The 13,869-nt window shown below is 65.0% G+C and carries 13 protein-coding genes; 11 read left to right on the plus strand and 2 right to left on the minus strand.

Annotation, left to right across the window (positions count from 1 at the left end; translation table 11 throughout):
* The first annotated feature begins 272 nt into the window (after positions 1–272).
* The 7 genes from tauA (at position 273) to AC3WJP_RS25915 (ending at position 8,235) form a co-directional block, all read left to right on the plus strand.
* The gene (tauA, locus tag AC3WJP_RS25885; RefSeq protein WP_493723973.1) at positions 273–1,256 is read left to right on the plus strand and encodes a taurine ABC transporter substrate-binding protein; all 984 of its coding nucleotides are present in this window, start codon (positions 273–275) and stop codon (positions 1,254–1,256) included.
* 10 nt (positions 1,257–1,266) lie between these two features.
* The gene (tauB, locus tag AC3WJP_RS25890; RefSeq protein ID WP_493723974.1) at positions 1,267–2,070 is read left to right on the plus strand and encodes a taurine ABC transporter ATP-binding subunit; all 804 of its coding nucleotides are present in this window, start codon (positions 1,267–1,269) and stop codon (positions 2,068–2,070) included.
* On the plus strand, positions 2,067–2,900 hold the full coding sequence (tauC, locus tag AC3WJP_RS25895; RefSeq protein ID WP_493723975.1) for a taurine ABC transporter permease TauC: 834 nt from the start codon (positions 2,067–2,069) through the stop codon (positions 2,898–2,900). Before tauB ends, tauC begins: the two co-directional genes overlap by 4 nt.
* A 193-nt stretch (positions 2,901–3,093) precedes the next feature.
* On the plus strand, positions 3,094–4,110 hold the full coding sequence (locus AC3WJP_RS25900) for a class I fructose-bisphosphate aldolase (protein ID WP_493723976.1): 1,017 nt from the start codon (positions 3,094–3,096) through the stop codon (positions 4,108–4,110).
* Entirely contained in the window at positions 4,107–4,736 is a 630-nt protein-coding gene (locus AC3WJP_RS25905; protein ID WP_493723977.1) for a histidine phosphatase family protein, read from the plus strand. The genes AC3WJP_RS25900 and AC3WJP_RS25905 overlap by 4 nt, the downstream gene beginning before the upstream one ends.
* Before the next feature lie 47 nt (positions 4,737–4,783).
* On the plus strand, positions 4,784–7,153 hold the full coding sequence (locus AC3WJP_RS25910; protein ID WP_493723978.1) for a phosphoketolase family protein: 2,370 nt from the start codon (positions 4,784–4,786) through the stop codon (positions 7,151–7,153).
* A complete protein-coding gene (locus tag AC3WJP_RS25915) occupies positions 7,150–8,235 on the plus strand; it encodes an acetate/propionate family kinase (RefSeq protein WP_493723979.1) in 1,086 nt (361 codons plus the stop codon). The genes AC3WJP_RS25910 and AC3WJP_RS25915 overlap by 4 nt, the downstream gene beginning before the upstream one ends.
* A gap of 97 nt (positions 8,236–8,332) precedes the next feature.
* Here the strand turns inward: AC3WJP_RS25915 and AC3WJP_RS25920 are convergent, their stop codons facing one another.
* Together AC3WJP_RS25920 and AC3WJP_RS25925 are read right to left on the minus strand one after the other, a co-directional pair.
* Positions 8,333–9,691 (minus strand): carbohydrate porin, encoded by a 1,359-nt coding sequence (locus tag AC3WJP_RS25920; RefSeq protein ID WP_493723980.1) that lies wholly within the window; start codon positions 9,689–9,691, stop codon positions 8,333–8,335.
* Between the two features lie 116 nt (positions 9,692–9,807).
* Positions 9,808–10,647: an IclR family transcriptional regulator gene (locus AC3WJP_RS25925; protein ID WP_493723981.1), complete on the minus strand. Its 840-nt coding sequence runs from the start codon at positions 10,645–10,647 to the stop codon at positions 9,808–9,810.
* Positions 10,648–10,890: 243 nt separating this feature from the next.
* On the opposite strand from AC3WJP_RS25925, the gene AC3WJP_RS25930 reads away from it, so the two are divergent.
* The 4 genes from AC3WJP_RS25930 to AC3WJP_RS25945 are packed head-to-tail and all read left to right on the plus strand — an operon-like array spanning position 10,891 to position 13,869.
* On the plus strand, positions 10,891–11,919 hold the full coding sequence (locus tag AC3WJP_RS25930) for an ABC transporter ATP-binding protein (RefSeq protein WP_493723982.1): 1,029 nt from the start codon (positions 10,891–10,893) through the stop codon (positions 11,917–11,919).
* Positions 11,916–12,782 (plus strand): ABC transporter permease, encoded by an 867-nt coding sequence (locus tag AC3WJP_RS25935; RefSeq protein WP_493723983.1) that lies wholly within the window; start codon positions 11,916–11,918, stop codon positions 12,780–12,782. Before AC3WJP_RS25930 ends, AC3WJP_RS25935 begins: the two co-directional genes overlap by 4 nt.
* A 2-nt stretch (positions 12,783–12,784) precedes the next feature.
* On the plus strand, positions 12,785–13,579 hold the full coding sequence (locus AC3WJP_RS25940) for an ABC transporter permease (RefSeq protein WP_493723984.1): 795 nt from the start codon (positions 12,785–12,787) through the stop codon (positions 13,577–13,579).
* Entirely contained in the window at positions 13,579–13,869 is a 291-nt protein-coding gene (locus AC3WJP_RS25945; protein ID WP_493723985.1) for a (2Fe-2S)-binding protein, read from the plus strand. The genes AC3WJP_RS25940 and AC3WJP_RS25945 overlap by 1 nt, the downstream gene beginning before the upstream one ends.

A 13,869-nucleotide genomic window follows, 5' to 3' on the forward strand; every position in this document is an offset into this window, starting at 1 on the left:
AACCAATGGTCCATGCATAGATGATTTCATCTGAATTCGATGGCCTCTTCGCGGGCAAGCCTTGCCCCCACAACCAGATGGCATCCACCTGTGGGAGCAAGGCTTGCCCGCGAAGAGGCCAGACCTGCTCCCCCCGATATACCAGCTACCCTTGTAATTCCATCTGCAAACATCCGCCCGCCGCTATATACATATGCCCTTAAATTATTGGATTTAATTTTTTTAGATCAAATAGATTTATGCCATTCCAAAACGCATAAGGCCTCTCGCACATGTCCACATCGCCCTCGCTTCGCCAGCTGTTCGTCGCCACCCTGCTGGCCGGCCTGACCTGGACCGCCCACGCGGCCGACCTGACCATCGGCTACCAGACCGGTACCGATCCGAGCAAGGTGCCGCAGGCCGCCGGCGAGTATGAAAAAGCCACCGGCCAGACCATCGACTGGCGCCGCTTCAACAGCGGCCCTGAAGTCGTCGCGGCGCTGGCCTCCGGCGACCTGCAGATCGGCAACCTCGGCTCCAGCCCGCTGGCCGCCGCGACGTCCCGCAACATCCCGATCGTGGCCTTTATCGTCTCGGCGCAGATCAACTCCTCCGAAGCGCTGGTGGTACGCAACGGCAGCGGCATCGACAAACCCGAGGATCTCAAGGGCAAGACCATCGCCACGCCATTCGTGTCGACCTCTCACTACAGCCTGCTCGGCGCCCTCAAGCACTGGGGCCTGAGCAGCAAGGACGTCAAGGTGGTCAACCTCAACCCGACCGAAATCGCCGCCGCCTGGAAGCGTGGCGACATCGATGGAGCCTTCGTCTGGTCGCCGGCCCTGGGCGAGATCCGCAAGACCGGCAAGACCCTCACCGACGCCGCCGAAGTCGGCCGCTGGGGCTCGCCGACCTTCGAAGTCTGGGTGGCCCGCAAGGACTACGCCGACAAGCACCCGGACGTGATCGCCAAGTTCGCCGGCACCACCCTCGCCGCCTATGCCGACTACACCGCGCACAAGGCGCAGTGGACCGTCGACTCGGCGCCGATCAAGGCCATCGCCAAACTCACCGGTTCCAATGCCGCCGACGTGCCGGAATTGCTCGCAGGCTCGGCCTACCCCGATGCCGCCGCGCAAAAAAGCGCGGCGCTGCTGGGGGGCGGGACTGCCAAGGACATCGCCGCGACGGCGGAATTTCTCAAGGAACAGAACAAGATCCCGTCGGTATTGCCCGACTACAGCACCTTCGTCAGCCCTAAATACATCCCTTGAGGTCTGATTCATGGCGACCCTCGAACTGCAAAACATCAGCGCCCATTACCCCGGGGCGCCGGAGCCGGTGCTCAAGGACCTGTCGCTGCGTCTGGAGCCCGATCAGTTAGTGGTTGCCTTGGGCCCCAGCGGCAGCGGCAAGACCAGCCTGCTCAACCTGATCGCCGGGTTCGTGGCGCCCACGGCCGGTACCCTGACCCTCGACGGACTACCCGTGCGCGGGCCGGGGGCCGACCGCGGCGTGGTATTCCAGGACGACGTGCTGCTGCCCTGGCAGGACGTGCTGTCCAACGTCAGCTTCGGTCTGCAACTGGCCGGTGTCGGCCGCGGCGAGCGTGAACGCCGTGGCCGCGAGCTGTTGCAACTGGTGGGCCTGGAAGGCTTCGAGCAACGCAAGGTCTGGGAGCTGTCCGGCGGGCAGCGCCAGCGTGTCGGCCTGGCCCGTGCGTTGGCCGCCGAACCTCGGGTGCTGCTGATGGACGAGCCCTTCGGCGCACTGGATGCCTTCACTCGCGAACAGATGCAGGAGCTGCTGCTGAGCGTGTGGCAGCGCACGCGCAAGCCAGTGTTCCTGATCACTCACGACATCGAGGAAGCGGTGTTCCTGGCCACCGACCTGGTGCTGCTGGCCCCCCATCCGGGGCGCATCGTCGAACGTCTGCAACTGGACTTCGGCCGCCGTCACGCCGCCGGCGAACCCGCCCGAGCGATCAAGTCCGATCCCGCCTTCATCGCCACCCGCGAACATGTACTCGCGCAGGTCTTCGCCTATCAGCAAAGCCTGCAGCAAGCCAGCGCTCAGGAGCCGACATGAGCAGCATCGAACTGGTTGAAAGCACACCGGTAGCCAAACCCGCGCCGCTGCCCAAGGTGGCGTCCAACGACACCCGCGGCATCAGCGCCGTGACCATCGCCGTACTGCTGCTGGTGTGGTGGGCCGTGACTCACTGGGGCCTGATCGACCCGCTGTTCCTGCCCGGCCCTGGCGCGGTATTGGCAAAGGGCTGGGACGTCATCAACAACGGCTACATGGACGTCACCCTGTGGCAACACCTGGGCTCCAGCCTGGGGCGTATCGGCCTGGCCCTGGTGGCTGCGGTGCTCACCGCCATCCCCCTGGGCCTGGCCATGGGCCGCAACCGCATTGCCCGCGGCATCTTCGACCCGCTGATCGAGTTCTACCGTCCGGTGCCGCCACTGGCGTACCTGCCGCTGATCGTCATCTGGTGCGGCATCGGCGAGCTGTCCAAGGTGCTGTTGATCTACCTGGCGATCTTTGCGCCGATCGCCATCGCCACTGCCAACGGTGTGCGCACCGTCGACCCGGCGCGCCTGCGGGCCGCGCAGTGCCTGGGCGCCACCCGCGCACAATTGATCCGCCATGTGATCCTGCCCAGCGCCCTGCCGGACATCCTCACCGGCTTGCGCATCGGCCTGGGCGTTGGCTGGTCGACCCTGGTGGCGGCCGAGCTGATCGCCGCCACACAAGGCCTGGGTTTCATGGTGCAGTCGGCCGCGCAGTTTCTGGTGACCGATGTGGTGATCCTCGGGATTCTGCTGATCGCGGTGATCGCCTTCGCCATGGAACTGGGGCTGCGTGCGTTGCAGCGGCGCCTGGTACCGTGGCACGGGCAGTCTCACTGAGGCCACCTGGCGGGTATGCGCAGCCCGGCCGCTAACGAGGGCAGCTGCGCAGGCGAACCCGCCTCCTGCCGGTTGCACACCTGCCGCGGTTAACACTTTCTACACGAAACATCTCGCGCGATGTATGGTCACACCCCAGTGCGTCGTAGTGCTCCAGCGCGCGGCGCGACCTTCCGGTTAATGGGGACAGCTCATGAACACCCAAGCACTGATCGATATTGCCAACGCCCTTGTCGCTGACGGCAAAGGCCTGCTGGCCATGGATGAAAGCAGCTCGACCTGCCGCAAGCGCTTCGTCGAGCAAGGCATCGAAGACACCGAAGAAATGCGCCGCGCCTACCGCGAGCTGCTGATCACCACGCCAGGGCTGAGCGACAGCGTCAGCGGCCTGATTCTTTTCGACGAAACCATCCACCAGGCGCACAAGGACGGCACGCCGTTCGTCGAGCTCATCGTCAAGGCCGGGATGATCCCCGGCATCAAGGTCGACCTCGGCGCCAAGCCGCTCGCCGGCCACCCGGGCGAAACCGTCACCGAGGGCCTCGATGGCCTGCGTGCGCGCCTAGAGGACTATCACCAGCTCGGCGCCCGCTTCGCCAAGTGGCGGGGGGTCATCAACATAGGTGAGGGCATTCCTACCGCCGCTGCCATCGCCGTCAACGCCCATGCCCTGGCCCGCTACGCCGCGTTGTGCCAGGACGTCGGCCTGGTGCCCATCGTCGAGCCGGAAGTGCTGATGGATGGCGACCACTCGCTGGCGCGCTGCAGCGAAGTCACGGAAAAAGTCCTGCACGCCGTGTTTGCCGAACTGAACACCCAGGGCGTGCTGCTCGAAGGCATGCTGCTCAAGCCCAACATGGTCACCAGCGGTGCCGACAGCCGTGAGCAGGCGGATGTCCAGGCCGTCGCCGCAGCCACCCTCGAAACCCTGCGCCGTTGCGTGCCGGCCGCAGTACCGGGCATCGCCTTCTTGTCGGGCGGGCAATCGCCGGCGCTGGCTTCGGCCCATTTGAATGACATGCATCAAGGCGCCGCGCTGCCATGGGCCGTAACCTTCTCCTACGGACGGGCCTTGCAGCAACCGGCGCTGAGCGCCTGGAACGGCGAGGCCGCCAACGTGGCCGCCGGGCAAGAGCAACTGCAGCAACGCGCCGCGCTCAATCGCGCCGCCGCGCAAGGCCGCTATGACGCGGGGATGGAACCTAAATGAATGCGCCGGCACCGCAGCTGAGACTTTTTCTGGTGCGCCACGGCCAGACCGAATGGTCGCTGACCGGCCAGCACACTGGGCGCAGTGATATCCCGCTGACCGAACAGGGCGAAGCCGAGGCCCGTTCGGTGGCGCCGCTGTTGAGCGGCGTGCAGTTCAGCCACGTGTTCAGCAGCCCGCTGCAGCGCGCCAGACAGACCTGCGAACTGGCCGGCCTGGGCGACGAGGTGGAAATTCTGCCCGACCTCGCCGAATGGGACTACGGTGCCTACGAAGGCCTGCGCACCCCTGAGATTCGTCAGCAGAAGGCCGGCTGGAACATCTTTCGCGACGGCTGCCCGCAAGGCGAATCAGCGGCGCAGATGACCACCCGCATCGATCGCCTGATTGCCCATCTGCGCACCTTGAGCGGCGATGTCGCGCTGTTCGCCCACGGCCATGTCGGCTGTGTGCTGGCGACCCGCTGGCTGGGCCAGGCGTTGACCGAAGCCGGGCATTTCCCGCTGGCCACGGCCTCGCTGAGCGTCCTGACGCTGGACCCGAAACACGCCAACGTACCCATTATCGCGGCCTGGAATCTGACCCCGGGCCGGGGTTTCCTGGAGGGCTACACGCGCCCTGCCTAAGTGCAATACCGCGGCCCGCTCGGGCCGCGTCTATCGCGGAGAACAGCATGCGCAAGACACTTTCGACCGAACAGCTGCGCAAGATGGACGCCTACTGGCGCGCGGCCAACTACCTGTCGGTAGGACAGATCTACCTCGCCGACAACCCGCTGCTCGAAGAGCCGCTGCGCCAGGAACACGTCAAGCGTCGCCTGCTCGGCCACTGGGGCACCACCCCCGGCTTGAACATGCTCTATGTGCACTGCAACCGACTTATCCGCGACAACGACCTGAACATGATCTTCATCACCGGCCCCGGTCACGGTGGCCCGGGGCTGGTCGCCAACACCTATCTCGAAGGCTCGTACACCGAGCGTTACCCCGCCATCGAACGCAGCCGCAATGGCCTGCATCGGCTGTTCCGGCAGTTCTCCTGGCCGGCGGGCATCCCCAGCCACGTGTCGGCGCAGACCCCGGGCTCGATCCACGAAGGCGGCGAACTGGGCTATTCCCTGGTGCATGCCTACGGCGCGGCGTTCGACAACCCTGACCTGATCGTCACCTGCGTGGTCGGCGATGGTGAGGCCGAAACCGGCCCGCTCGCCGCCAGTTGGCACTCCAACAAATTCCTCAACCCGGCCAGCGATGGCGCGGTGTTGCCGATCCTGCACCTCAACGGCTTCAAGATCGCCAATCCATCGGTGCTGGCGCGCATCGACGACGCCGAGCTCGACGCCCTGATGCAGGGCTACGGCTACGAACCCCATCGAGTCGAAGGCGACGATCCGCAGTTGGTCCATCAGGCGCTGGCCGCCACGCTGGACACCGTGCTCGGCAAGATCCGCGATATCCAGGGCGCTGCCCGCGCGCATCGAGGCGATACACCTCTGCCCCGGCCGCGCTGGCCGATGATCATCTTCCGCACCCCCAAGGGCTGGACCGGGCCCAAGGTCGTCGACGGCCTGCCGGTGGAAGGCACCTGGCGCGCGCATCAGGTACCGATCGCCGACTTCAAGGACCCGGAGCACCTGCGCCAACTGGAAACCTGGCTCAAGAGTTACAAGCCCGAAGAGTTGTTCGGTGCCAACGGCCAACTGCTGCCCGAATACGCCGACCTGGCCCCGACCGGCCACCAGCGCATGGGCTTCAACCCCCACGCCAACGGCGGCGAGCTGCTCGAGCCGCTGGCCATGCCGCATTTTCATGATTACGCGGTCAAGGTCAGCGCGCCCGGCAGCGTGCGCGCCGAAGCCACGCGGGTACTGGGCGGCTTTATCCGCGACGTGATGAAACTCAACCTGCCCAGCAAGAACTTTCGCCTGTTCGGCCCCGACGAAACCGCCTCCAACCGCCTCGAAGCGGTGCTCGAAGTCTCGGGCAAGGCGTGGATGGCCAATGTCGAAGAGGTCGACATCAACCTCAGCCAGAACGGCCGGGTGATGGAAGTGCTCAGCGAGCACCTGTGCGAAGGCTGGCTCGAAGGTTATCTGCTGACCGGTCGCCATGGCCTGTTCTCGTGCTACGAAGCCTTCATCCACATCATCGATTCGATGTTCAACCAGCACGCCAAGTGGCTCAAGGAAACCCGCACCATCCCGTGGCGCAAGCCCATTGCCTCGCTCAACTACCTGCTCACCTCCCACGTCTGGCGCCAGGACCACAACGGCCTGTCGCACCAGGACCCGGGCTTTATCGACCACGTTGCCAACAAGAAGTCCGAGACCGTGCGCATCTACCTGCCGCCGGATGCCAACTGCCTGCTGTCGGTGGCCGACCACTGCCTGCGCACCCATCACTACGTCAACCTGATCGTCGCCGGCAAGCAGCCGGAGTGGCAGTGGCTGGACATGGACGCCGCCGTGCGTCACTGCACCGCCGGCGCCGGGATCTGGGAGTGGGCGAGCAATTGCGGCGACGCCGAGCCGGACGTGGTCATGGCCTGCGCCGGTGACGTGCCGACCCTCGAGACCCTGGCTGCCGTCACCTTGCTGCGCGAATACGTGCCGGACCTCAAGGTGCGCGTGGTCAACGTCGTCGACCTGATGGTGCTGGAAACCCGCGCCGATCATCCCCATGGCCTCACCGATGTCGATTTCGACCTGCTGTTCACCGCCGACAAGCCGGTGATATTCGCCTTCCACGGCTACCCGGCGCTGATCCACAAACTCACCTACAGCCGCGGCAACCACGACAACTTCCACGTACGCGGCTACCGTGAGGAAGGCACTACCACCACGCCGTTCGACATGGTGGTGCTCAACAACCTCGACCGCTACCAACTGGCCCTCGACGCCATCATGCGGGTCCCGCGCCTGCACGCCGAAGTCGACAAGGCGCAGAAGCGCTACTGGAGCAGCATCGAGCGGCACAAGCTGTATGTCAGCGAACAGGGTGAGGACCTGCCGGAAATCCTCGGCTGGCAATGGTCGGCGCCATGAGCACGGTGCTGGCTTTGAACAGCGGTTCGTCGTCGCTGAAGTTCGGGGTCTATCGCGTCGAGGGCCAACGCGTCGACACCCTGTTCAGTGGCGAAGCCGAGGGGCTGGGCGACGACGGCGCTACTTTCAGCGCCACCGGCATCGAGCAGGCGCCCCTGGCCGATGCCAGTATCAGCGGCGTCATGCAGCGCCTCGGCGAGGCACTCGCTCAGGCGCGGTTGCCAGCGCTGGATGCAGTGGGGCATCGGCTGGTGCACGGTGGCCCGCAGCACTTGCGACCGTGCCGAATCGACGACCAGGTCCGCGAACAGCTGCAACGAGCCAGCGTCTTCGCGCCGCTGCACACCCCGGCGGCACTTGAAGCGATCGACCAGGCTCGAGCGCACTTCGCCCATCTGCCGCAGGTCGCCTGTTTCGATACCGGTTTTCATGCCGACCTGCCAGCGGTGGCGCAGACCCTGGCGCTGCCTCGCGAGTTGCATGCTCAGGGCATTCGCCGCTATGGCTTCCATGGCCTGTCCTGCGCGTCGGTGGTGCGCCAGCTGGGTGACGCGCTACCGGCGCGGGTGATCATCGTCCACCTCGGCAATGGCGCCAGCGTCACTGCGGTCAAGCAGGGCAAGTCGGTGGACACCAGCATGGGCCTGACCCCCAGCGGCGGGATCATCATGGGTACCCGCAGCGGCGACCTCGACCCAGGGGTGTTGATCTATCTGTTGCGCGAAAAGCAACTCGATGTGCCGGCGCTGGAGCAACTGATCGACCACCAATCAGGGCTGCTGGGCATCTCCGGGGTGGCCAGCGACATGCGCAAACTGCACCAGGCCGCGCCTGACAATGCCGATGCGCGCCTGGCCATCGAGATGTTCTGTCAGGCCGCGCGCAAGCAGATCGCGGCCATGGTCGCGGTGCTGGAGGGGGTGGATCTGCTGGTATTTACCGGTGGCATCGGTGAGCACGACCAGGAGGTCCGCGAACGGATCGTCAACGGCCTGCACTGGCTGAATCTGCAAGGCAAGGTGCGCACGCTGACGTCTCAGGAAGACGAACAGATCGCCCTCCTCACCGCAGCAACCCTGTAGCGGGGGGGCTTGCCCCCGAAAAATATCGCCCATCCCGAAAAACTCAGGCCGGTGAATTTTCGGGGGCAAGCCCCCTCGCTACAGGGTGAAGTGCGAATTAGAACGTCGATTGAATCTGCACCCCGGCCACCACCGCATTCTGCACTTCACGCACGCCACCCGGGTGGGCGATGTACTGCAGGTTGGGGCGAATGCTCAGCCACTCGGTCGCCTGGATGCCGTAGTTCAGCTCGATGTCGTACTCGGTGCGCTGCTCGGGGACGAAATCCGCATCGTCGTAGCTCAAGCCGCTGGCCTGATTCGCCGCACGGGCGTTGTGCAGGTATCGATTGCTGGCATGCAGACGCGCAACGCCCAGACCCAGGGTATCCGCAGGGCGCGCAGCGAACGGGCCTTTGTACACCAGCGCCAGTTTCTGCAGGCTGTCCACCTGGGTGGTGGCCGCATCGAAGGCGCTGATGTTGGCGTACAGCACCAGGCCGCGCGAGGCATCGCCGCCTGCCGTGGTCAGCTGCTGCTTGGCGGTCAACCACCAGCCATGCTGGCTGTCATCGCGGCGGTAGTCATTGCCGGTCACCGCTGCCGGGCGGTTGTCGGCGTCCTTGTACAGATCATCGGCCTTGGCGGTGCTGTAGTAGTAACCGGCGCGGTATTCACCCGGCAACTGGCCGAAGGTCGGCGTCCACACCAGCTCCGCCGGGATCATCGCCCCCGAGGTACCCGCGCCATTGAGCTTGAATCCGTTGTCGTTGTCGGCATAGGCATCGTTGACGGCGAACACCCCTACCTGCGCGTAGACCTCGTCCGTCATGCCGTACTTGATCCGCGCCCCCCAGGTGCTGAGCGGGCTCTCAGTGAAACGGTCGACGTAGTTGCCCGGTTGCGAATCGCAGAACGCCATGTTCTGGAACTCGCAGTCTTCGACGGCAAAGTCATCGCTCACCGCGAACCGACCGGCCTTGAGATTCAAGGCATCGTCGAACCAGCCCTTGCTCAACCACAGCTTGCTCAGCCGAGTGACGCTGCCGTTGCCGGACACCTCCTGAGTCGCCGACAGCCCTTCAACCCGCGGATCGTTGGTGCGTTCGTCATTGAGGCTTTTGCCGTTGGTGTTGTTCAGCTCCAGCGCGAAGGTCGCGTCCTGCCAGCCCAGCAGCTTTTGCAGGTCGAATTCCGCGCCCAGGGTGAACTGATCGGCATAACGGGTGGCGCGGCTCTTGTCGTAACCACCGCGCAGGTTGCTGGCGGATTCCCCCAGATATTCCATCTGGATATCGATGCCCTTGTCGACCAGCGCCGAGCGCGTGCCGCCCCAGTCGCCGGTCATCCATTGTGAATCGGCGCCGAATGCATCATCGGCGTGGCCGGCCATGCTCCAGGAACAGCTGCTGGCGACGATCAGTGCCAAGCTGGACAGGCGGGCGGGGGCTAGGGTGAATCGAGACATGTTCGACATCCAATATCTGCGCAGCGTGACGGGCAGGAAACAGAGCGGTATCTGCCGTGCGGCGGATACCGGTGTCACGCTTCGACTGGGCGGACCGCAGAAAGTTGAGAAAAAAACGCAGCCCTTCAATTCGGCGGTTGGCCGAACACCTGGGACGGCCGCCGCAGGGTCGGGTCGAACGGATTGATCCGCGGGCCGATCCCATGGGCCTCGCGCTTGAGCATCTCCACCACCGTGGGCAAACGATCCGGGCCCAGTCGATCGGTGATGGTGGCGACGCTCAAGGCCGCCACCGCGTGGCCCTCGCGATTGAGGATAGGCACCGCCAGCCCGGCCATGCCATCCAGCACGTTGGTGTTGCGCCCGGCATAACCGAGGCGCCGGACGTTATCGATCTCGGCGCGCAGGAACACCTCGTCGTACAGCTGGAAATCCTTGAGCCGTGGCAGGTTGTAACGGATCACCGTCTCGCGCTCGTCGTCGGGCAGAAACGCCAGAATCGCCAGACTGCCCTGCCCCACGCCCAAGGCCACGCGGCCACCGATGTCGCCGGTAAAGGTGCGGATCGGGTACGGACCCTCGCTGCGGTCCAGGCAGATGGCGTCGAAGCCACTGCGCGCCAGCAGGAACAGCGAATCCCCGAGGGAGGCCGACAGCCGCAGCAGGCTGGGTCGCACCAGGTCGCGCAGGTTGCCGCTGTGCCCGGCCCGCGCGGCCAGGGCGAAGAATTCCAGGCTCAAGCGGTAGCGCTTGCTGCGCGCGTCCTGCTCGACCATGCCTTCATCCACCAGGCTGCGCAGCAGGCGGTGGGTGGTTGGCTGCGACAGGCCCACGGCGAGGGCCAGTTGCGTGACCCGCTCGCCTCCTTCGGGGACTTCGCCCAGACAACGCAGCAGTGCGAACAACCGCGAGACACCGCCAGGGCCGGTTTCTCTGGATTCGTTATTCCGCTCAGTGGAATCCATTTGCACCTTGTTCCTTATATAAATTCAATGAATGAAAGAAAACGAAAATAATCTTCTCTCAGTGAAATTAGCCGTTGAGCCCATCCTATGCCTCGCCCTACTCTCCAGTCCACAGGGGCGAAATCAAAAACAACAGCCCGGCAGCCGACTCGAGATCGCGCGCCGAATCCATCCGCAGCATTCCTTCGCTTCTGCCCCAGACCAAGTGCCCGCCAAGGGCCGAAAACGAGGTGGAACGCAGCCATGGCTTTTCTCCAACTTCAAGGTTTATGCAAGCGCTACGGCGCCATCGATGCCGTGGTCGCCACCGATCTGAGCGTGGCCAAAGGCGAGTTCGTCTCCCTGCTCGGCCCCTCGGGCTGCGGCAAGACCACCACCCTGCAGATGATCGCCGGCTTCGTCGACGTCAGCGCCGGCAGCATCACCCTCGATGGCCGCGACATCACCCACGCCAAACCCAGCAGCCGCGGCCTGGGCGTGGTGTTTCAGAGTTACGCGCTGTTCCCGCACATGAGCGTGCGCGACAACGTCGCCTTTGGCCTGCGCATGCGCAAGGTCGCCGCCGCTGCCATCGATACCCGCGTGGCCCGCGTGCTGGAGCTGGTGCGCTTGCAGGCCCACGCCGAGCGCTATCCGCGAGAACTCTCCGGCGGCCAGCGCCAGCGAGTGGCCCTGGCCCGGGCGCTGGTGATCGAACCGCCAGTCCTGCTGCTCGACGAGCCGCTGTCCAATCTGGACGCCAACCTGCGTGAAGAGATGCAGTTCGAGATCCGCCGCATTCAATGCGAAGTCGGCATCACCACCCTGATGGTCACCCATGATCAATCCGAAGCGCTGTCCATCAGTGACCGCGTGGTGGTGATGCAGGCCGGCCGGGTGACGCAGATCGACGAGCCCTACAGACTCTACGAACACCCACGCACGCGCTTCATTTCCGATTTCGTCGGCAAGGCCAATCTGCTGCCCGGCCATCTCGATGGCACTGGTCGCGCACAGGTGCTGAGCAGCCCAGGCAAGGGTGAATTGCTGCTGAGCCTGCGCCCGGAAAAAATCGACCTGCTGCCCACCGGTAGCGGTCGTCTGCCAGGGCGCATTCAGGTCCGCTACTTTCTCGGCAGCCAGTGGCTGTACCGCCTCAGCACCGCTCTGGGCGAGATCACCGTGGTGCGCCGCAACGACGGCAGCGCGCCCTTGGCCGAAGGTACCGAGGTCGGCCTCGACTGGCCCGATGAACTGCTGCGCGTGCTGACCCAGGACGAGGTGTCGGCATGAGTTGCGCGCCTCGCCGCTGGACCGCGCCGGCCCTGTTGTCCGCCCCGGCAGTGCTATTGTTCAGCGCCCTGCTGGTGCTGCCGCTGTGCCTGACGCTGGTGCTGTCGTTCAACGTCTTCGACTACAGCGTCGGGGTCAAGAGCGATGCCTGGACCCTGCACCAATACGTGGCGGTGTTCAGCGATTCGTACTTCTACGAGATCTTCTGGCGGACCTTCTGGATCAGCGCCCTGGTGACCTTGCTGTGCGTGGTGATCGGCGTGCCCGAGGCCTACATCCTCAGCCGCATGGGCACGCCCTGGCGCTCGTTGTTCTTGATCCTGATTCTCACCCCGCTGCTGATTTCGGTGGTGGTGCGGGCCTTTGGCTGGAGCCTGCTGCTAGGTGCCGACGGCCTGGTCAACCAAGCCATCCAGGCCCTCGGCGGACGACCGCTGAAGCTGCTCTACACGCCCTTTGCGGTGGTCATCGCGCTGGTGCACGTGATGCTGCCGTTCATGATCATTCCGGTCTGGACCTCGCTGCAGAAGGTCGACCCGGCCGGTGAACAGGCGGCGCTGTCACTGGGCGCCAGCCACGCCAAGGTCATGCGGCTGGTGGTGCTGCCGCAGATCATGCCCGGGGTGCTGTCCGGCACCCTGATCGTGTTCGGCCTGGCCGCCAGTTCGTTCGCCATCCCCGGCCTGCTCGGCGGACGGCGCCTGAAGATGGTCGCCACGGTGGTCTACGACCAGTACCTCTCGGAACTCAACTGGCCCATGGGCGCGGCGATCGCCGTGGTCCTGCTGCTGGCCAATCTGCTGATCATGCTGTCCTGGAACCGAATGGTCGAAGGCCGCGTGAAGAAATCCCTGGGGGAATGACGATGTCCCGTAACGGTCCGCTCGCGCTGTCCTTTCATGCCCTGGTGGTGGTGTTCATGCTGGCGCCGCTGGTGGTGGTGTGCCTGGTGGCCTTCACCCCGGAAAACACCCTGAGCCTGCCCACCCACGGTTTTTCCCTGCGCTGGTTTCGCGCGGTGTTCGAGCGCGCCGACTTTATCGACGCGTTCTACAACAGCCTGCAGCTGGCGTTCCTCTCCGCCAGCCTGGCGACCTTGATCGCGGTGCCCGCCGCGCTGGCGATTACCCGCTATCGGTTTCGTGGGCGCAACTTTCTCAATGCGCTGTTCCTGTCACCGATCATCATCCCGCACCTGGTGCTGGGGGTGGCGCTGCTGCGGCTGTTCGCGCTGATGGGCGTCAACGGCAGCTTCGCCTGGCTGATACTGGCCCATGTGCTGGTGATCACGCCCTATGTGCTGCGGCTGGTGATCGCTGCCGCCATCGGCATCGATCGCAGCGCCGAGCAGGCCGCCGAATCCCTGGGCGCCAGCCGCTGGACGCTGTTTCGCCAGATCACCCTGCCGATGATTCTGCCGGGCGTGGCGGGCGGCTGGTTGCTGGCGTTCATCAACAGCTTCGATGAAGTCACCCTGTCGATCTTCGTCACCTCACCCGCCACCCAGACGCTGCCCGTGCGCATGTACGTGTACGCCACCGAATCCATCGACCCGATGATGGCCGCCGTCTCGGCGCTGGTCATCGCCCTCACCGCCGTGACCATGATCGTCCTCGACCGGGTGTACGGGCTGGACCGCGTATTGGTAGGAAAACACTGATGACCTTGCTCAAGCGCCTGACCGAACAGGACCGCCCGATACTGCCCTTCACCCTCGACGGTCACGCCGTCAGCGGGCTGCTGGGGGATACCCTGCTGACCGCCGTGCTGACCCAGGCCGAGCACCTGCGCGGCAGCGACTTCAGCGCCCAGCCGCGGGCCGGCTTCTGCCTGATGGGCGCCTGCCAGGATTGCTGGGTCAAGCTCGGTGACGGCCGCCGCGTACGTGCCTGCTCGACCCTGCTGGAAGCCGACCTGGTGGTCGAACGTGAGCCGGGGCGCCAGCCATGA

Source organism: Pseudomonas sp. GW821-FHT01A09, from assembly GCF_058986725.1.

Coding starts and splice junctions, on each gene's coding strand:
- AC3WJP_RS25920 (WP_493723980.1), bottom strand. CDS start 9,691: ATGTCGAACATGTCTCGATTCACCCTAGCCCCCGCCCGCCTGTCCAGC.
- AC3WJP_RS25915 (WP_493723979.1), top strand. CDS start 7,150: ATGAGCACGGTGCTGGCTTTGAACAGCGGTTCGTCGTCGCTGAAGTTC.
- tauA (WP_493723973.1), top strand. CDS start 273: ATGTCCACATCGCCCTCGCTTCGCCAGCTGTTCGTCGCCACCCTGCTG.
- tauB (WP_493723974.1), top strand. CDS start 1,267: ATGGCGACCCTCGAACTGCAAAACATCAGCGCCCATTACCCCGGGGCG.
- AC3WJP_RS25930 (WP_493723982.1), top strand. CDS start 10,891: ATGGCTTTTCTCCAACTTCAAGGTTTATGCAAGCGCTACGGCGCCATC.
- AC3WJP_RS25935 (WP_493723983.1), top strand. CDS start 11,916: ATGAGTTGCGCGCCTCGCCGCTGGACCGCGCCGGCCCTGTTGTCCGCC.
- AC3WJP_RS25910 (WP_493723978.1), top strand. CDS start 4,784: ATGCGCAAGACACTTTCGACCGAACAGCTGCGCAAGATGGACGCCTAC.
- AC3WJP_RS25940 (WP_493723984.1), top strand. CDS start 12,785: ATGTCCCGTAACGGTCCGCTCGCGCTGTCCTTTCATGCCCTGGTGGTG.
- AC3WJP_RS25945 (WP_493723985.1), top strand. CDS start 13,579: ATGACCTTGCTCAAGCGCCTGACCGAACAGGACCGCCCGATACTGCCC.
- tauC (WP_493723975.1), top strand. CDS start 2,067: ATGAGCAGCATCGAACTGGTTGAAAGCACACCGGTAGCCAAACCCGCG.
- AC3WJP_RS25900 (WP_493723976.1), top strand. CDS start 3,094: ATGAACACCCAAGCACTGATCGATATTGCCAACGCCCTTGTCGCTGAC.
- AC3WJP_RS25925 (WP_493723981.1), bottom strand. CDS start 10,647: ATGGATTCCACTGAGCGGAATAACGAATCCAGAGAAACCGGCCCTGGC.
- AC3WJP_RS25905 (WP_493723977.1), top strand. CDS start 4,107: ATGAATGCGCCGGCACCGCAGCTGAGACTTTTTCTGGTGCGCCACGGC.